Raw genomic sequence first — 18,831 nt, forward strand, 5'->3', positions numbered from 1 at the left:
CCGTGAACACATTAGAGCAAACCATCGGCAATACCCCTCTGGTCAAACTGCAGCGTATGGGGCCAACCAACGGCAGTGAAGTCTGGGTCAAACTTGAAGGTAATAATCCGGCGGGTTCCGTCAAAGATCGCGCGGCGCTGTCGATGATTGTCGAGGCTGAAAAGCGCGGCGAAATACAGCCCGGCGATGTGCTGATCGAAGCGACCAGCGGAAACACGGGTATTGCGCTGGCGATGATTGCCGCACTGAAAGGCTATCACATGAAGCTGCTGATGCCGGACAACATGAGCCAGGAGCGTCGCGCTGCGATGCGTGCCTATGGCGCAGAGCTGATTCTCGTGACGAAAGAGTTGGGCATGGAAGGGGCCCGCGATTTGGCCCTCGAGATGGCACAGCGCGGTGAGGGTAAATTGCTGGATCAGTTCAACAATCCTGATAATCCTTATGCCCATTACACCACAACGGGGCCGGAAATCTGGCAGCAGACAGAAGGGCGAATCACGCATTTTGTCTCGAGTATGGGAACGACGGGGACGATCACGGGCGTTTCTCGTTTTCTGCGTGAACAGGACACTGCAGTGACGATTGTTGGCTTGCAACCGGAAGAGGGCAGCAGTATTCCTGGGATCCGCCGCTGGCCTGCGGAGTATATGCCGGGCATTTTTAATGCATCGTTGGTGGATGTCGTACTGGATATTCATCAGCGCGAGGCGGAAAATACGATGCGTGAACTGGCGGTACGCGAAGGTATTTTCTGCGGCGTCAGTTCGGGGGGCGCGGTAGCAGGAGCATTGCGGGTTGCCCAGCAGAATCCGGGCGCGCGAGTGGTGGCGATTATTTGCGACCGCGGCGATCGTTATCTTTCTACCGGCGTTTTTGGTGAAGAGAGTTATTCGCAGGGGGCTGGGATTTAAGCGTCATGGAGATGATTTTATTTCGGGATAAAACCCGCGCGCAGCAGACCGATATTGTGGCTGTGCAGTCGCAGGTGGTTTACGGCAGTGTGGGCAACAGTATCGCGGTGCCAAACATTAGACTGCATCAGCTCACCGTGACGGCCGTTCCAACGGTGCTGTTCAGCAATACTCCGCATTACGACACGTTTTACGGTGGCGTGATCCCGGACGACTGGTTTAGCGGTTACCTGAAGGCGCTGGAAGAACGCGACGTGTTACGCGAGCTGAAAGCCGTGACAACCGGTTATATGGGCAGCGCCAGTCAGATTAAAATCCTGGCGCAATGGCTTAAAACCGTGAAGCAACAGCATCCCGATTTGCTGGTACTGGTCGATCCGGTGATGGGGGATATCGACAGCGGTATGTACGTTAATCCTGAAATCCCTAAGGCCTATTGTGAGCACTTGCTGCCACTGGCGCAGGGCATTACCCCTAACGTCTTTGAGCTTGAAGTGCTGAGCGGCCAGTCGTGCCGTACCCCTGAAAGCGCCGTTTCAGCGGCAAAAGCATTGTTGTCAGAGACACTCAAATGGGTGGCGATTACCAGCGCGCCAGTGGCCGCTGATCCCGAAAATATTCATGTGGTGTTGGTGACAAAAGAGGATGTTGTGGTGACTCATCATCCGCGTGTCGCGACCGATTTGAAAGGAACCGGCGATCTCTTCTGTTCAGAGTTGGTGAGCGGCATTGTGCAGGGTAGTGACGTTGCAGAGGCGATACGTCGTGCAGGCGATCGGGTGACGGAAGTAATGAAGTACACCCAGCAAAAAGGTTTCGACGAGTTGATACTCCCGGTATAAAAAACCGCTCACGACATAAACAAAAATGGCGCCCTAGGGCGCCATTTCTCTGTGCGGCAAGAATTACTTCTTGATGCGGATCACTGGGGTTTCGCCCACGGTCACGCTGCCAGACAGTTTGATCAGTTCTTTGATTTCGTCCATGTTGGAGATAACAACCGGAGTCAGGGTAGACTTGGCTTTCTCTTCCAGCAGGGCCAGATCGAATTCGATCACTGTGTCGCCAACTTTCACACGTTGACCTTCTTCTGCGATACGTTTGAAGCCTTCGCCTTTCAGTTCGACAGTGTCGATACCAAAGTGGACGAACAGTTCGATACCGCTATCGGATTCGATAGAGAACGCATGGTTAGTTTCAAAAATTTTACCGATGGTGCCGTCAACTGGCGCAACCATTTTGTTGCCGGTTGGTTTGATAGCAATGCCATCACCAACGATTTTCTCGGCAAAAACAACATCCGGCACGTCTTCGATATTCACGATTTCGCCAGACAGCGGAGCAATAATCTCAATAGTTCCGGTGTCTTTCTTATCATCAGAAACCAGAGATTTCAGTTTATCGAACAAACCCATGATCTTCTCCTAAGCAGTAATTGGGCCGCATCTCGTGGATTAGCAGATTGTTTTTTCTTCAATGAACTTGTTAACCAGCGTCATTAACTCGTCCGTTGTCGGTTGAGCAAGAGCCTGCTCTGCTAACACCTTCGCATCTTCGAAGTTCGTGTTACGGATAATCTTCTTAATGCGCGGGATGGAAATGGCGCTCATAGAGAACTCGTCCAGACCCATACCCAGCAACAGAAGTGTAGCACGTTCGTCGCCTGCAAGCTCACCACACATGCCAGTCCATTTGCCTTCAGCATGAGAAGCATCAATAACTTGCTTGATCAGGTTGAGTACGGATGGAGACATTGGCTGGTAGAGATGTGAAATCATATCATTACCACGGTCAACTGCCAGAGTGTACTGCGTTAAATCATTGGTGCCGATACTAAAGAAATCAACTTCTTTGGCTAAATGACGAGCAATAACGGCGGCGGCCGGTGTTTCTACCATCACGCCGACTTCGATTGTCTCATCAAAGGCTTTGCCTTCGTCACGCAGTTCCTGTTTGTAGATTTCGATCTCTTTCTTCAGTGCACGCACTTCTTCAACAGAGATGATCATCGGGAACATAATGCGCAGTTTACCGAAGGAGGATGCACGCAGAATCGCGCGGACCTGATCGCGCAGGATCTCTTTGCGGTCCATAGCGATACGCACTGCACGCCAGCCCAGGAACGGGTTCTCTTCTTTCGGGAAGTTCATGTACGGCAGTTCTTTATCGCCGCCGATGTCCATGGTACGCACGATAACGGCCTGAGAACCGCAAGCTTCAGCAACTGCTTTATAGGCTGCGAACTGCTCTTCTTCGGTTGGCAGGGCGTCACGGTCCATGAACAGGAATTCAGTACGGTACAGACCTACACCTTCCGCGCCGTTGCGCTCAGCGCCATCAACGTCACGTACGGTACCGATGTTCGCGCACACTTCTACCTGATGACCATCCAGGGTGATAGCTGGCAGATCTTTCAGTTTCGCGAGTTCGGTTTTCTCGGAAGCCACTTGCTCCTGAACGGCGCGCAGTTTCTCGATTTCTTCGTTGGTTGGGTTGACGTAAACCAGATTGTTTACGGCATCCAGAATCAGATAGTCATCGTTTTTAACCTGAGAAGTCACGCTACCTGTACCCACGATCGCAGGCAGTTCAAGTGAACGCGCCATGATAGAGGTGTGAGAGGTACGGCCACCGGCGTCAGTAATGAAACCCAGCACCTTGTTAAGGTTCAACTGTGCGGTTTCTGACGGCGTCAGGTCAGCGGCGACCAGGATAACTTCATCCTGAATAGAGCTGAGATCGATGATGGCCAAGCCTAAGATGTTACGCAGCAGGCGCTTACCGATGTCGCGTACGTCAGCCGCACGCTCTTTCAGGTATTCATCATCCAGTTCTTCAAGGGCAGTTGCCTGACCTTCGATAATTTCATGCGCAGCCGCGTCGGCCGTCATGCCTTTATCTTTAATCAGGGCTATGATTTCCTGCTCAAGCTCCTCATCTTCGAGCAGCATGATGTGCCCTTCGAAGATGGCTTCTTTTTCTTCACCGAAAGTTTCACCAGCTTTGGTTTTGATCGCTTCCAGCTGCGCAGATGCCTTTGCACGGCCACTCAGAAAACGTTCAACTTCCTGATCAACCTTGTCGGCAGAAATTTTTTTCCGGTCGATGACGATCTCGTCTTCTTTCAGCAGAAGTGCTTTGCCGAAAGCGATACCCGGGGATGCTAAAATGCCTGAAATCATAACCCTACCTTACTTGTGACTGATATTAAAAAGAACCCGGAACTTACTCGAGCTCAGCCATCAGTTTTACCAGATGCTCAACTGCTTTCTGCTCGTCTTCGCCTTCTGCAGAAATAGTGACTACGGTGCCCTGAGTCAGGCCCAGAGTCTGCAGTTTGAACAGGCTTTTGGCGCTAGCGCTTTTGCCGTTGGAGGTAACAGTGATCTCAGAAGTGAAGCCTTTAGCTTCTTTAACAAACTGAGCAGCAGGGCGGGTATGCAGACCGTTTGGAGCAGTAATGGTAACTTCTTGCTGGAACATTGTATTTCCCCAACTTATAGGTTTAGTGTTGTGGAACTAAAGTCTAGCCTGGCGGCTTAACTTTAGCCTGTCTTGTTAGCGCTGACGTTTCGCTCGTCATTAAACATTATGCAGTCAAAGCAAGACTTGAACCAAATCATAAAATCGATTCAGCAAGTCGATTTCTCACATTGATTAATTTCGCGCTTCAAAATAATTGTCAGGTTAAATACCAGACCCGACGGGGTGAATCAATGCCAGGAGGAGTAAAAGTTTGAAGTAGACCACAAAAAAGCACCCATTAGGGTGCTTTTTTACGCGTTTTTAACATGCTGGCATTACTGTTGCAGCTCTTTTTCGGTAAAGAGATCGGCAAACAGAGCAGTGCTTAAATAACGCTCACCCGAGGAGGGGAGGATAACCACTATATTCTTATTGGTAAAGGTTTCGTCTTCCTGGAGTTTCAATGCAGCCGCAACTGCCGCTCCGGAAGAGATGCCAGCAAGAATACCTTCTTCATCCATCAGACGACGAGCCGTAGAGATGGCTTCTTCGTTGGTAATGGCAACGACTTTATCAATCAGCTTCAGATCCAGGTTACCCGGAATAAAGCCTGCGCCGATACCTTGAATTTTATGTGGACCTGGCTTCAGCTCTTCACCCGCCAGCGCCTGAGCGATAACCGGAGAATCCGTTGGTTCAACAGCAACGGTAATCAGATCTTTTTTGCCTTTGGTGCCTTTAATATAACGGCTAACGCCGGTCAGCGTACCGCCAGTGCCGACACCGGAGATAAACACGTCAACCTGACCGTCCGTGTCTTCCCAGATTTCAGGACCCGTCGTTTTCTCGTGGATTTCCGGGTTTGCCGGGTTGCTGAACTGCTGGAGCAGCAGATATTTAGCCGGATCGCCTGCAACAATTTCTTCTGCTTTCTGAATGGCACCTTTCATGCCTTTCGCGCCTTCAGTCAGTACCAGATTGGCACCCAGCGCTTTCAGCAGCTTGCGGCGCTCAATGCTCATGGTTTCTGGCATGGTCAGCGTTAATTTATACCCACGCGCAGCGGCGACGTAAGCGAGGGCGATACCGGTGTTGCCACTGGTAGGTTCAACTAACTCAACGCCAGGCTTCAGAACGCCACGTTTTTCGGCATCCCAAATCATATTTGCACCGATACGGCATTTCACGCTGAAGCTCGGGTTACGTGATTCGACCTTCACCAGAATGCGTCCATTACCGATACGGTTCAGTCGAACCAAGGGCGTATGACCGATCGTCAACGAGTTGTCTTCGTAAATCTTACTCATGGCCTGTCCTTAACTGTATGAAATTGGGATACCGCTCCAGCATACCTGTTGAAAAGGTATGGGGAAGTAAGGAAATCGCATATCTATATGCTGTTGAGAAATAATGCGTTCAAGTATGGAATAAGGAGAGGCATAAGCCACTCCTGTTTACACAGTTTTGCACTACTTCCATAAGGCATGTTTATCGCGATAACAGTCGACCCACATAGATGTCGCACCGCAAACGGCAACAGGCATAATGAACAAGTTCAGCACAGGAATCATGGTGAACAGGCTGGTGAGAGCGCCAAACTGCATGTTGATCACTTTTTGACTGCGAAGGGCTGTTCGCATCGATTTGAAAGGCACTTTGTGGTTGTCGAAGGGATAGTCGCAATACTGAATGGCCAGCATCCACGCACTGAACAGGAACCACAGAACGGGCGCCACAGTCTGGCCGATGCCCGGAATAAAATAGAGAATGAGCAGCACAATGGCTCGCGGCAAATACCAGGCAAATTTCTGCCATTCACGCTTCATGATGCGCGGCACGTCTTTCATAATACCGAACACACCAGTATCGGGCGGCGTAGCGCCTGTCAGTCGGGCTTCCAGTTGTTCCGCCAGCAGTCCGTTGAACGGGGCCGCGATCCAGTTGGCTATCGTCGAGAAGAAATAGCCAAAAACCAACAGCACCGAAATGACCACAATCGGCCATAACAGATAGCTAAGCCACTGCAGCCAGTCTGGGACGTGGCTCATAATGGAGGGCACCCAACTTTCCAGTTGGGTAAACAGCCACCAGAATGCGGTGCCCATCAGTAAAATATTGATCAGTAAAGGCATGATCACAAAGCGTCGGATACCTGGCAGGGATACCAGTTTCCATCCCTGTGAAAAATACCCAATGCCGCTGCGTGGGGCTGAATTTGAGGTTGAGACCATAACCAGGCTGTACTCCTTTTTTCACAACCAGTGGAATTGCTCACCTATATTATCGAGTTATGGATCAATGACCAGTTCGGAAATGTTCGAAAAAACAGCAAAAAGCACGATTTCATCCATCTTTATGCTGTGAATGCTCCGCACACACTTGCACTTGACGTAATCGGCAAATACTCTTAGTGAGTAAATGTTTGCCGTGGTGGCAAGGTGTTAGAACAACAGAGAATATAATGATGCAGGATTTGCGTCTGATATTAATCATTGTTGGCGCGATCGCCATACTTGCTTTACTGGTACATGGTTTTTGGACCAGCCGTAAAGAACGCTCGTCTATGTTTCGCGATCGCCCACTGAAGCGCATGAAGTCTAGCCGTAATGATGACGGTGATGAAGACATCGAAGATAACGACGACGAGGGCGTGGGTGAAGTGCGCGTCCATCGGGTCAATACGGCACCCGGCGTAGGCCATGGGGAGCAAGAAGCGCCTCGTCAGTCTGTGCAGCATCAGTATCAGCCGCCGTATGCTTCTGCACAGCCGCGCCCGCAGGCACCTCAGCCTGTGGAAGAGCCGGTCCGCCAGCCACAACCGCAGCCAGTGCATCAACAGCCTGTCGCGCAGCCACAGCCGGTTCAGCAGCCTCAACCTGTGCAACCTGTTCAGCAGCCGCAGTCAGACCCTCAGCCTGTCCAGACTCAGCCTGCACCGACTGTTGAGCCAGAACCGGTTGTAGAAGAAGCGCCAGTGGTTGAAAAACCGCAGCGTAAAGAAACGGTCATCATCATGAACGTGGCGGCTCATCATGGCACCCAGCTTAATGGTGAATTACTGCTTAACAGTATTCAGCAAGCAGGCTTCAAATTTGGCGATATGAATATTTTCCATCGTCATTTAAGCCCTGATGGCAGCGGTCCTGCGCTGTTTAGCCTGGCCAATATGGTGAACCCTGGGACGTTTGATCCTGAAATGACCGGCGATTTCCTTACGCCGGGTATCACCATTTTTATGCAGGTGCCGTCTTACGGTGATGAACTGCAAAACTTTAAGCTGATGCTGCAATCCGCTCAGCATATCGCCGATGAAGTCGGCGGTATGGTACTCGACGATCAACGTCGTATGATGACGCCGCAGAAACTGCGCGAATATCAGGATCGCATCCGCGAAGTGAAGGAAGCCAACGCGTAATTCCTGCGTGTCTTCCTCTCCTCCAGAACCCCCGCATGTCGGGGGTTTTTCTCATTGATGGTGCGTTATGGACTCAATCGAACAACAACTGACACAGCTAAGAACCACACTTCGCCATCATGAATATCTTTATCATGTGATGGACGCCCCGGAAGTCCCGGATGCGGAATATGACCGTCTGATGCGTGAGTTGCGCGAGCTTGAAGCGCAGCACCCAGAATTAATTACACCTGATTCCCCGACTCAACGCGTGGGAGCCGCGCCGTTGGCCTCCTTCAGCCAGGTGCGTCACGAAGTTCCAATGCTTTCGCTGGACAACGTGTTCGATGAAGAGAGTTTTCTTGCGTTCAACAAGCGCGTGCAGGACCGGCTGAAAAGCACGGATACACTGACCTGGTGCTGTGAGCTCAAGCTTGACGGGTTGGCTGTCAGTATTTTGTATGAAAATGGTCTGCTGGTGCGCGCAGCTACGCGTGGCGATGGCACAACAGGCGAAGATATCACCGCCAACGTACGGACCATTCGCGCCATTCCATTAACGCTGCGTGGCGACAACATTCCCGCGCGTCTTGAAGTGCGTGGTGAGGTTTTCCTCCCGCAGAAGGGCTTTGAGAAGATCAACGACGAAGCGCGTCGCACCGGCGGGAAAATTTTCGCTAACCCGCGTAACGCCGCAGCAGGTTCATTGCGTCAGCTGGATCCACGCATTACAGCGAAGCGACCGCTCACTTTCTTCTGCTACGGCGTCGGTATCCTGGAGGGGGGCGTATTGCCTGATACCCATCTGGGGCGTTTGCTGCAGTTTAAAGAGTGGGGCCTGCCGGTCAGCAACCGCGTACAGCTGTGCGACTCTCCCGAAGCCGTGCTGGCGTTTTATCACAAAGTTGAAGAAGACCGCCCGTCGCTGGGGTTTGATATCGACGGCGTGGTGATCAAAGTGAATTCCCTGGCGCTTCAGGAACAGTTGGGCTTTGTCGCCCGCGCGCCGCGCTGGGCCGTCGCGTTCAAATTCCCTGCGCAAGAACAGATGACCTTTGTGCGCGACGTGGAGTTCCAGGTTGGACGCACTGGCGCTATCACGCCTGTTGCGCGACTGGAGCCGGTGCAGGTCGCGGGCGTGCTGGTCAGCAACGCGACTTTGCATAATGCCGACGAAATTGCGCGCCTGGGCCTGCGTATTGGCGATAAAGTCGTTATCCGTCGTGCCGGTGATGTCATTCCCCAAGTCGTTAACGTCGTGGAATCTGAGCGCCCTGACGATACCCGTGAGATTGTTTTCCCCGCCCATTGTCCCGTCTGTGGAGCCGATGTCGAACGTGTGGAAGGCGAAGTGGTAACGCGCTGCACGGGCGGTTTGATTTGTGGCGCTCAGCGCAAAGAGGCACTCAAGCACTTTGTTTCGCGCCGAGCGTTAGATGTGGATGGGATGGGCGATAAAATCATCGACCAACTGGTTGAGAAAGAGTATGTCCACACGCCTGCCGATCTGTTCCGCCTGAGCGCTGGCAAGCTGACCGGACTCGACCGAATGGGGCCGAAGTCCGCGCAAAACGTCGTTAATGCGCTGGAGAAGGCGAAAGAAACGACGTTTGCCCGCTTCCTGTATGCGCTGGGTATTCGCGAAGTGGGTGAGGCAACGGCAGCAGGTCTGGCGGCTCATTTCGGTACGCTTGAGCAGCTTGAAAAGGCGACGATTGACGACCTGCAAAAAGTGCCAGACGTCGGAATTGTTGTCGCCACTCACGTTTTTAACTTCTTTGCTGAAGAGAGTAACCGCGACGTGATCGGCAAACTGCTGGAAGAGGGCATTCACTGGCCCGCACCGGTGGTTATCAATGTCGAAGAAATCGACAGTCCATTTGCCGGTAAAACGGTGGTGTTGACCGGTAGCCTGAGCCAGATGTCGCGAGACGATGCTAAAGCGCGTCTGGTCGCACTTGGCGCTAAAGTGGCGGGCAGCGTGTCGAAGAAAACCGATCTGGTAATTGCTGGAGAAGCGGCCGGTTCAAAACTGGCGAAGGCCCAGGAGCTGGGTATTGACGTGATTGACGAAGTGGAAATGCTGCGTCTGTTTGGGGAATAGCGTGGAGAAAGAACAGCTCGTCGAAATCGCGAATACCGAAATGCCTTTTGGGAAATACAAAGGCCGTCGGCTGATTGATGTTCCAGAAGAGTATTTATTGTGGTTCGCGCGAAAGGATGAATTTCCTGCCGGACGGCTGGGCGAGCTGATGGCAATCACGCTGCTTATCAAAACAGAAGGGCTGAGCCATCTGGTTCAGCCCCTCAAACGGCCTTAAGCTTTTGCGGCGTGGGACTCTTCCTGCGCCAGCTTTTCGGTTTGACGTTTGTAGCGTCGTGCCATCACCGCGCACACCATGAGCTGGATCTGGTGGAAGATCATTAGCGGCAGTACCATCATCCCAATGACCGACGTCGGGAACAGAATATTGGCCATCGGTATGCCGTTCGCCAGACTCTTTTTCGACCCGCAGAAGACGATGGTGATTTCATCGGCTTTATTAAATCCGAATCGACGCGCGGCAAACGTGTTTACCGCAATAATTATCGCCAGCAGCACGCAGCTCACTAGCGCAATAAACAGCAACGAACCGATGCCGACTTTGTGCCAGATACCGTTTACGACGGCTTCACCAAAAGCGGAATAGACCACCAGCAAAATCGACGTCTGATCAGTTTTCCCAATCCACTTTTTATTTCTCGCCACAAAGTCGCCAATCCATGGGCGAGAAAGGTGGCCCAGCACAAATGGCAGCAGCAACTGCAGGCAGATTTTACCCACCTGTTCCAGATTGCCTTCCGCACCATGCATGTTCATCAACAACCCGACCAGCAGTGGCGAAACAAAAATCCCTAACAGACTTGAGGCGGATGCGGAACAGACCGCCGCCGCCACATTGCCACCCGCGAGAGAGGTAAAGGCAATGGCTGACTGCACCGTCGCGGGCAAAATGCACAGATAGAGGAAACCGGTGTAAAGCGCGGGATCGACATTCACCGGTGCCCACCACGCGAACAGCACGCCGAGTATGGGGAATATCACGAACGTACTGCACATCACCCACAAATGCAGCCGCCAGTGGCTACCGCCTGCAATGATGGCTTCGCGGGAGAGTTTGGCACCGTGCATAAAGAACAGCAGGGCAATAGCTGCTGTCGTCAGGCCTTCAACGAAAGGCACGAAGCTGCCACGGGCCGGGAAAAATGAGGCCAGTAACACGACGGCAATCAGGGTAAGAGTAAAGGGATCGAGAATGCGAAAGAGTTTCATAAACGCTCCTGAAAACAGATTTCGCTATTGTGCTTTGTTCTGTTTGAGAAATAAAATCGATTTATTGAATCCATTCATGAATAAAATAGATGAATTATTCGTTACGTCAGCTTCGTGTTTTTGTCACCGTCGCGCAGGCCAAAAGCTTTAGCCGCGCGGGCGAAATAATCGGCCTAAGCCAGTCGGCGGTGAGTCACAGCGTGAAAGAGCTGGAACTACAAACCGGCGTGCGTCTTCTCGATCGCACCACGCGTGAAGTGGTGCTCACCGAAGCGGGGCAGCAGCTGGCCTTACGTCTTGAAAGACTGTTGGATGAACTTAATAGCACTTTGCGTGATGTGGGCCGAGTCGGGCAGCAGCTTTCCGGAACGGTGCGCGTGGCAGCAAGCCAGACGATTTCAGCGCATCTCATTCCGCAGTGTATTGCAGAAAGTAATCAACGTTATCCCGATATCAATTTTGTGCTGCACGACCGGCCACAGCAATGGGTTCTGGAGAGCATTCGACAGGGAGATGTCGATTTTGGGATTGTTATCGACCCCGGTCCGGTCACGGATCTTGAATGCGAGATGGTGCTCTCAGAGCCGTTCTTGTTGTTATGTCGTGACGATGACCCGCTGGCAGCTTTGCCAGAAGTTACATGGCAGGCACTGCAAGGGGCTAACCTGGTGCTGCAGGATTACGCCTCCGGAAGTCGCCCATTGATTGACATGGCGCTGGTTGAGCAAAAAGTGAAGGCGTCAATCGTGCAGGAAATTGGTCATCCCGCGACGTTATTCCCGATGGTTGAGGCGGGAATAGGCATTAGTGTTTTACCCGCACTGGCATTGCCATTGCCTCAAGGAAGCCGGCTGGTTGTTAAGCGCTTCACGCCATGCATCGAACGCAAGTTGATGCTTGCGCGGCGTAAAAATCGTTCGCTTTCGGGGGCGGCTCACGCTTTATGGGAGGTGGTTCGTATGCAGGCGCAGCAATTAATGGAGGCCCGCATACGCGATCCGTTGTTTAACGCAACAGACGATTAGATGTAGATATCAATCTGGTTACTGGCGGTAGGTGAATTCACACCTTCGGCCTTGCTCTGCTGTTGAGCTTGTTTTTGCTGGCTTTCTTCAGCTTGCTGACGCTGTAACTGCGCCAGTTGGGCCTGCAGCATTTTGATCTGATTCTGAATAAGCTCAGCCTGCTTTTTCTTGTCTTCAGCGCTGCCGCTGGTGTCGCTTGCCACGTCCTTCAACTGCTGGGTCAGCTTAGTAATTTGCGACGTTATACGGCTAATCTGCGCAGAAATACTATTGCCACTGGCGCTGCTGCTGCCACTGCTGGTTTGTAATGATGGTGTGGGTCCCTGGATAGTTGTCATGTTATTTCCTCTCGCTATAAAACAAGAATATCGGCATTAGCGACAATAGCTTGAGTGTACCTGCCAGATTTAGCGGGTCTGCATGCATTGATACTGAAAGAGTATTGATGAAATGCTGAAAGTGTATTGGTGATAATGAAGGTGCTGCGGATATAAGTCAGGGGTGATGCGATGTATTTATCGCAATTTTAGCCCTGAAGGAGCCTCCATGACCCTCTCAAATAATCCGTGGTATTGCGCTGATATTATTCGTACCGCCAAACCTGATTTCACTCCCCGAGTAGCCTTTATTCTTGGCTCTGGACTGGGAGCGCTTGCGGATCAGATTGAAGATGCCGTTGCGATTTCGTACGACAAATTGCCTGGTTTTCCTGTCAGTACCGTCCACGGCCATGCCGGTGAATTGGTATTAGGTCATCTGGCGGGCGTTCCCGTTGCGTGCATGAAAGGCCGTGGGCATTTCTATGAAGGCCGCGGAATGACGGTAATGACTGAGGCGATCCGCACTTTTAAATTGCTCGGCTGTGAGTTCTTGTTCAGCACTAACGCGGCTGGTTCTTTGCGACTGGACGTAGGGCCTGGGAGCCTTGTTGCGCTTAATGACCATATCAATACCATGCCGGGTACGCCGCTGGTGGGCTTGAATGACGAGCGCTTTGGCGAGCGTTTTTTCTCTCTGGCGAATGCCTACGATCCTGAAGCTCGCGCAATCTTACAAGCCGTTGCGAATGAAGAGGGTTTTGCGCTCAGCGAAGGTGTCTTTGTCTCCTATCCCGGACCCAATTTCGAAACTGCTGCCGAGATCCGCATGATGCAAATTATCGGCGGGGATGTGGTGGGAATGTCAGTCGTACCTGAGGTGATTTCAGCCCGTCATTGCGGGCTGAAAGTCGTCGCCGTTTCGGCAATTACCAACCTGGCGGAAGGGCTTGGCGATGTGAAACTGTCCCATGAACAAACGCTGGCCGCGGCAGAACTCTCTCGACAGAACTTCATCGATCTTATCCGTGGATTTTTACGCAAAATTGCCTGATTAATAAAAAAAAGTGGCCTGTAAGGGCCACCTGCTGCAATAAGGAATGTGATATGCACATCACGACTCGCTTAAAAATGATGTCCTTTATGCAATATTTTATCTGGGGGAGTTGGCTGGTCACCCTCGGTTCTTACATGATTAACACCCTACATTTTACCGGTTCCGACGTTGGTATGGTTTACAGCTCTAAAGGCCTTGCCGCGATTGTGATGCCATCGCTGGTGGGCATAATTGCTGATAAATGGCTTCGCGCTGACCGCGCGTATATGATTTGTCATCTCGTCTGCGCAGTTGCGCTGTGTTATGCCGCGCATATTAACGAGCCCGGTCTGATGTTCTGGGTGATGCTCATTAACGCAATGGCGTTTATGCCTACGATTGCGCTCTCCAATACGATTTCTTACTCGTGTCTGGAGCAGGCAGGGCTGGATACAGTGAATCATTTCCCACCTGTACGCGTGTATGGCACGGTGGGTTTTATCGCTGCAATGTGGACAATTAGTTTGATGGGCGTTGAACTGAGTAACGTACAGCTTTATATCGCTGCGGGTTCATCTCTGGTTTTAGCGCTCTATTCGATGACGTTCCCCAAAATTCCTGTAGTGCAGAACAAAGCCAGTGCAACGCTTATCAGCAAGCTCGGACTTGATGCATTTGTCCTCTTTAAACAACCCCGCATGGCGGTATTTTTTCTGTTTGCCATGCTTCTGGGCGCTGTTTTGCAAATCACGAATACCTTTGGCAGCCCCTTTCTGCATGATTTTGCGCGTAATCCTGAATTTGCCGACAGCTATATCGTTCTATACCCATCGATTTTGCTCTCTGTATCGCAAATGTCAGAGGTATTTTTCATTCTGACCATTCCTTATTTTCTTAAGCGTTTCGGCATCAAAACGGTGATGATGATGAGCATGATCGCCTGGATGCTACGTTTTGGATTGTTTGCTTTCGGCGATCCGTCCGGAATTGGTTTCGCTTTACTGATGTTGTCGATGATTGTTTATGGATGTGCGTTCGATTTCTTCAATATTTCTGGCTCAGTGTTTGTCGAGCAGGAGGTGAGTTCTGATATTCGTGCCAGTGCTCAGGGGCTATTTATGACGATGGTGAACGGCGTAGGCGCATACCTGGGCGCAATTCTGAGCGGCATGGCAGTGGACTTTTTCTCAGTGGATGGCGTAAAAGACTGGCAGACGATATGGTTGGTATTCGCGTCCTATGCCTTGATGCTGTCTGTCATCTTTTGGTTTAGCTTTCACTATCGCCACACACCTGAAAACAGCACAATGCGCACCGCTACACATTAAAATGTGTCATTTGTTACGGAAAAGGCATTAAGGTGGCGAATGAGATTTTTTTTGCCGGGTATGCTTTGATGGAACGCGTTTATCGTACCGATCTTAAACTGCTGCGCTATTTTCTTGCTGTCGCTGAGGAACTGCATTTTGGACGGGCTGCGGCCCGTCTTAACATGTCCCAGCCTCCCTTGAGTCTACATATTAAAGAGCTGGAAAGTCAGCTCGGTACCTTGCTGTTTATTCGTCATTCAAGAAGCGTTGCTTTGACTCATGCAGGCAAAATTCTGATGGAAGAGTCCCGACGTCTGCTTGCCAGTGCAGGCCAGGCACTTGCGCGTGTAGAACAGATTGGCCGGGGCGAAGCGGGGCGGATTGAACTGGGTATTGTCGGAACGGCAATGTGGAGCGAAGTACGTTTGCTGATGCGGGCGTTTTTAAAAGCGCACCCAAACGTTGACGTTGTTTTCCGTGAAAAATCACCGGTGATGCAGATGGCATTGCTCGAACGACGTGAGCTGGATGTTGGGATCTGGCGGATGGCGACGCATCCTTCGGCGGGTTTTACCAGCATCAATTTAAGTGCCGCCTCGTTTCTGGTCGCGATGCCGGAGGATCACCGTCTGGTCGGACGGTCCGCCGTTTCGTTAACCGAACTGCAAAACGAATATTTTGTCACAATGCCCTCGGCGCATTCCGACTGGGCATTTCTGCATGGCGTATGCCAGCAAGCAGGCTTTACACCATTGATTGTTCGCGAGGCCGTCGAGCCGCAGACGGTACTGGCGATGATCAGCATGGGAATGGGGATTACGCTTGCAGCAGACAGCTACGCACAAATGCAGTGGCCAGGTGTGGTGTTCCGCCCATTGGAAGAGCGCATTCCCGCAGATTTATATGTTGTCTATGACCAGAAGCAGGCGACGCCAGCAGTCGAGAAATTAATCGAAGGATTGAAAGTGTAGAGCAGATCCGAATCTGCTCAAATCGCAGAAAGCAAAAAAGCGCCCTAAAGGCGCTTTTTTACTATCTGCGATTTGAAAGATTCGAACCTGCAGCAGGTTCGAGCCGAACGCAGTGAGGCACCGGAGCCGCAGGCGACGCCCCTGTTCTAGAGCAGACTCGGGTCATCCTACACGACCCACCAAAGCAAAAAGGTGCCTTTTTGCTTTTCAATTCCTGTGACTTTTCACGTCAAATTCGCTATCTTGTTTAGTATATAAAACATGGTTGCTGACCTTTTTGCTAAGTTCCCTCGAAATAGCGCAAAACGGTTAAGCCAGCAAAACGAGATGCAATTGATGAGCGTGATGTTTGATCCTGAAGCCGCAATCTATCCTTTTCCGCCTAAACCTGTACCGTTAAATCTGGACGAAAAACAGTTTTATCGTGAGAAAATCAAACGTTTGCTGAAAGAGCGTGATGCCGTGATGGTGGCGCATTATTACACCGATCCTGAAATTCAACAGCTGGCTGAAGAGACCGGCGGATGTATTTCTGATTCTCTTGAGATGGCGCGTTTTGGGGCAAAGCATTCTGCGTCAACGCTTCTGGTGGCAGGCGTTCGCTTTATGGGCGAAACAGCGAAAATTCTGAGTCCGGAAAAGACTATTTTGATGCCGACGCTGAATGCGGAATGCTCGCTTGATCTGGGCTGCCCGATCGAAGAGTTCAGCGCATTTTGCGATGCGCATCCTGACAGGACCGTCGTGGTGTATGCCAATACCTCCGCTGCGGTCAAAGCCCGTGCTGACTGGGTTGTCACCTCCAGTATTGCCGTCGAGCTGATCGAGCATCTCGATAGCCTCGGCCAGAAGCTCATTTGGGCACCAGATAAACATCTGGGAAACTATGTGCAAAAGCAAACGGGCGCGGATGTGCTTTGCTGGCAGGGAGCCTGTATCGTTCATGACGAGTTTAAAACCCAGGCGCTGGCACGCATGAAGGCACTCTATCCCGAAGCCGCCATTCTGGTTCATCCAGAGTCACCCCAGTCGATTGTCGATATGGCAGATGCCGTCGGCTCTACCAGCCAACTGATCAACGCGGCGAAAACGTTGCCGCAGCAGAAGCTTATCGTCGCAACCGATCGCGGTATCTTTTATAAGATGCAGCAAGCGGTGCCGGAAAAAGAGCTGTTTGAAGCACCCACAGCCGGGGAAGGGGCAACTTGCCGCAGCTGTGCGCATTGTCCGTGGATGGCGATGAACGGGCTTAAAGCGATTGCCGACGGCCTGGAGTCGGGCGGCGCGGCACACGAAATCCATGTTGATGCAGCTTTACGTGAAGGCGCATTACTTCCGCTTAACCGGATGCTGGAATTTGCGGCTACACTACGTTCTTGATTTAAGACAACGCGTTATACGCGGTCAGGGGAAGAGATGGATTTTTTTAGCACGCAGAACATTCTGGTTCATATTCCGATCGGGACGGGTGGCTACGACCTGTCATGGATTGAAGCTGTTGGCACGATAGCGGGCCTGCTCTGTATCTGGCTGGCGAGTCTGGAGAAGATCAGTAACTATGCGTTCGGCCTGGTCAACGTGACGCTCTTTGCGATTATTTTTTTCCAGATTCAGCTCTATGCCAGTCTCTTGCTGCAACTTTTTTTCTTTGCTGCCAATATTTACGGCTGGTACGCGTGGTCACGGCAAAACAGCCAGCAGGAGGCAGAACTGCAAATTCGCTGGCTACCGCTGCCTAAGGCTATCGCATGGCTTGCGGCTTGCGTCGTCGCCATCGGTCTGATGACGGTCTACATCAACCCGGTATTTGGCTATCTCACGCACATCGCCGTCTCGGTAATGAGCAGCCTTGGACTCAACGTAACAATGCCTGAGCTGCAGCCTGACGCCTTCCCGTTCTGGGATTCCTGTATGATGGTGCTTTCCATCGCAGCGATGATTTTGATGACGCGAAAATACGTCGAAAACTGGCTGCTGTGGGTCATCATCAATGTGATAAGCGTGGTGATCTTTGCCTTGCAGGGCGTTTACGCGATGTCGCTGGAATACCTGCTTCTCACATTTATCGCCCTCAACGGCAGTCGGATGTGGATTAACAGCGCGCGTCAGCGTGGCTCACGCGCACTTTCCCGTTAATGAGGGTGATGATGTGAATGATCGGGCTGCGTCTCATTGAGATGGCAGTCCGGTCCATTACAGGGCTGATACTCCATCTGAATGGTGACGTGTGAAATAGTGTAGTGGTGCTCGAGAAAGTGCTGAATACGGCCCAGCAACGCATCATGGTCATGTGGAGGAACAACCTGAACATGCAGCGTCATGACGGGTTTCTCGCCCACCTGCCAGACATGAACGTGGTGAACATTACGCACTTCCGGGATGGAGCGAGATAGATTGCGTTTTAGCGCAGGAATATCCATAGAAACTGGCGCACCTTCCAGCAGTTCATTCACGCTCTCCCGTAACAAACCCCAGGCGCTACGTAAGACCAGACATGACACCAGCACCGACAAAATCGGGTCAATGGGTGTCCAGCCGGTATAGATAATCACCAGCGCCGCCACAATGGCACCCACCGACCCGAGCAGATCGCCCAAGACATGCAGCGCTGCTGCGCGCACGTTCAGGTTCTTCTCTCCGCTGCCACGATGCAAAATCCAGAATGCTGCGATATTTGCCAGCAATCCGGTAATGGCAATCACCATCATCGTCATTCCGGCGATGGGTTGCGGATGGCGAAAACGCTGGAAAGCTTCCCACACAATCAAAATCGTTATGACGACCAGCGCGATAGCATTGACGAAAGCCGCGAGCGTCGTAAGCCTTAGCCAGCCGAAAGTATGGCGCGTATTGGACGGGCGACGGGAAAAATGCACTGCGATGAGGGCGAACAGCAGAGCGGCGGCGTCGGTGAGCATATGTCCCGCATCAGCCAGCAAAGCGAGCGAGCCAGAGATCAACCCGCCAATCACCTCGACCACCATAAAGGTCGCGGTGATGCCAAACGCGAACATCAAGCGCCTGGCGTTGTCGTCCCGCGGCGAATCGGAGTGAGAATGTGCATGCGCCATGAAAATGTCCTGATG

The 18,831-nt window shown here is 51.8% G+C and carries 19 protein-coding genes; 11 read left to right on the plus strand and 8 right to left on the minus strand.

Going from position 1 to position 18,831, the window contains the following annotated elements; all coding sequences use genetic code 11:
• The first annotated feature begins 2 nt into the window (after positions 1-2).
• Both cysM and pdxK read left to right on the plus strand, forming a co-directional pair.
• Positions 3-914: a cysteine synthase CysM gene (gene cysM, locus ACKI5T_RS05565; protein ID WP_133629660.1), complete on the plus strand. Its 912-nt coding sequence runs from the start codon at positions 3-5 to the stop codon at positions 912-914.
• A gap of 5 nt (positions 915-919) precedes the next feature.
• On the plus strand, positions 920-1,756 hold the full coding sequence (gene pdxK, locus ACKI5T_RS05570; protein WP_407436173.1) for a pyridoxine/pyridoxal/pyridoxamine kinase: 837 nt from the start codon (positions 920-922) through the stop codon (positions 1,754-1,756).
• A 63-nt stretch (positions 1,757-1,819) separates the two neighbouring features.
• Here the strand turns inward: pdxK and crr are convergent, their stop codons facing one another.
• The 5 genes from crr to cysZ all read right to left on the minus strand — a co-directional run bounded on the left by crr (position 1,820) and on the right by cysZ (position 6,610).
• Positions 1,820-2,329, minus strand: a complete 510-nt coding sequence (gene crr / locus ACKI5T_RS05575) for a PTS glucose transporter subunit IIA (RefSeq protein ID WP_015959941.1) — start codon at positions 2,327-2,329, stop codon at positions 1,820-1,822.
• 39 nt (positions 2,330-2,368) lie between these two features.
• Positions 2,369-4,096: a phosphoenolpyruvate-protein phosphotransferase PtsI gene (ptsI, locus tag ACKI5T_RS05580; protein WP_015959940.1), complete on the minus strand. Its 1,728-nt coding sequence runs from the start codon at positions 4,094-4,096 to the stop codon at positions 2,369-2,371.
• 43 nt (positions 4,097-4,139) lie between these two features.
• Positions 4,140-4,397, minus strand: coding sequence for a phosphocarrier protein Hpr (gene ptsH, locus ACKI5T_RS05585; RefSeq protein ID WP_000487600.1), 258 nt, complete (start codon positions 4,395-4,397; stop codon positions 4,140-4,142).
• Positions 4,398-4,714: 317 nt separating this feature from the next.
• Positions 4,715-5,686 (minus strand): cysteine synthase A, encoded by a 972-nt coding sequence (cysK, locus tag ACKI5T_RS05590; RefSeq protein WP_015959939.1) that lies wholly within the window; start codon positions 5,684-5,686, stop codon positions 4,715-4,717.
• 162 nt (positions 5,687-5,848) lie between these two features.
• Entirely contained in the window at positions 5,849-6,610 is a 762-nt protein-coding gene (gene cysZ, locus ACKI5T_RS05595) for a sulfate transporter CysZ (RefSeq protein ID WP_407436175.1), read from the minus strand.
• 230 nt (positions 6,611-6,840) lie between these two features.
• Between cysZ and zipA the strand changes: the two genes are divergently transcribed.
• The 3 genes from zipA to ACKI5T_RS05610 all read left to right on the plus strand — a co-directional run bounded on the left by zipA (position 6,841) and on the right by ACKI5T_RS05610 (position 10,094).
• On the plus strand, positions 6,841-7,794 hold the full coding sequence (gene zipA / locus ACKI5T_RS05600; RefSeq protein ID WP_407436176.1) for a cell division protein ZipA: 954 nt from the start codon (positions 6,841-6,843) through the stop codon (positions 7,792-7,794).
• Between the two features lie 67 nt (positions 7,795-7,861).
• The gene (gene ligA, locus ACKI5T_RS05605; RefSeq protein WP_407436178.1) at positions 7,862-9,877 is read left to right on the plus strand and encodes an NAD-dependent DNA ligase LigA; all 2,016 of its coding nucleotides are present in this window, start codon (positions 7,862-7,864) and stop codon (positions 9,875-9,877) included.
• Between the two features lies 1 nt (position 9,878).
• Complete coding sequence (locus ACKI5T_RS05610; protein ID WP_015959935.1) at positions 9,879-10,094, plus strand: DUF3820 family protein; 216 nt, start codon at positions 9,879-9,881, stop codon at positions 10,092-10,094.
• On the opposite strand, the gene ACKI5T_RS05615 is transcribed toward ACKI5T_RS05610, so the two are convergent.
• Positions 10,091-11,086, minus strand: a complete 996-nt coding sequence (locus ACKI5T_RS05615; protein ID WP_407436180.1) for a bile acid:sodium symporter family protein — start codon at positions 11,084-11,086, stop codon at positions 10,091-10,093. The genes ACKI5T_RS05610 and ACKI5T_RS05615 overlap by 4 nt on opposite strands.
• Positions 11,087-11,175: 89 nt before the next feature.
• On the opposite strand from ACKI5T_RS05615, the gene ACKI5T_RS05620 reads away from it, so the two are divergent.
• Entirely contained in the window at positions 11,176-12,111 is a 936-nt protein-coding gene (locus tag ACKI5T_RS05620) for a LysR family transcriptional regulator (protein WP_015959933.1), read from the plus strand.
• Here ACKI5T_RS05620 and ACKI5T_RS05625 read toward each other — a convergent pair.
• Positions 12,108-12,449, minus strand: a complete 342-nt coding sequence (locus tag ACKI5T_RS05625; protein ID WP_015959932.1) for a FlxA-like family protein — start codon at positions 12,447-12,449, stop codon at positions 12,108-12,110. The genes ACKI5T_RS05620 and ACKI5T_RS05625 overlap by 4 nt on opposite strands.
• A 208-nt stretch (positions 12,450-12,657) precedes the next feature.
• Between ACKI5T_RS05625 and xapA the strand changes: the two genes are divergently transcribed.
• The 5 genes from xapA to pnuC all read left to right on the plus strand — a co-directional run bounded on the left by xapA (position 12,658) and on the right by pnuC (position 17,881).
• Positions 12,658-13,482, plus strand: a complete 825-nt coding sequence (gene xapA, locus ACKI5T_RS05630; RefSeq protein ID WP_407436183.1) for a xanthosine phosphorylase — start codon at positions 12,658-12,660, stop codon at positions 13,480-13,482.
• 53 nt (positions 13,483-13,535) lie between these two features.
• Positions 13,536-14,792, plus strand: a complete 1,257-nt coding sequence (locus tag ACKI5T_RS05635; RefSeq protein WP_407436186.1) for a nucleoside permease — start codon at positions 13,536-13,538, stop codon at positions 14,790-14,792.
• 68 nt (positions 14,793-14,860) lie between these two features.
• A complete protein-coding gene (locus ACKI5T_RS05640; RefSeq protein ID WP_407436188.1) occupies positions 14,861-15,745 on the plus strand; it encodes a LysR family transcriptional regulator in 885 nt (294 codons plus the stop codon).
• 336 nt (positions 15,746-16,081) lie between these two features.
• The gene (gene nadA / locus ACKI5T_RS05645; RefSeq protein ID WP_407436190.1) at positions 16,082-17,125 is read left to right on the plus strand and encodes a quinolinate synthase NadA; all 1,044 of its coding nucleotides are present in this window, start codon (positions 16,082-16,084) and stop codon (positions 17,123-17,125) included.
• A gap of 36 nt (positions 17,126-17,161) precedes the next feature.
• Positions 17,162-17,881: a nicotinamide riboside transporter PnuC gene (pnuC, locus tag ACKI5T_RS05650; RefSeq protein WP_407436193.1), complete on the plus strand. Its 720-nt coding sequence runs from the start codon at positions 17,162-17,164 to the stop codon at positions 17,879-17,881.
• On the opposite strand, the gene zitB is transcribed toward pnuC, so the two are convergent.
• Positions 17,878-18,816, minus strand: a complete 939-nt coding sequence (zitB, locus tag ACKI5T_RS05655) for a CDF family zinc transporter ZitB (RefSeq protein WP_407436195.1) — start codon at positions 18,814-18,816, stop codon at positions 17,878-17,880. The genes pnuC and zitB overlap by 4 nt on opposite strands.
• Positions 18,817-18,831: the final 15 nt, after the last annotated feature.

Origin of the sequence: Lelliottia sp., from assembly GCF_045627565.1 — a bacterium.
In the GTDB taxonomy this organism is placed as follows: Bacteria; Pseudomonadota; Gammaproteobacteria; order Enterobacterales; family Enterobacteriaceae; genus Enterobacter.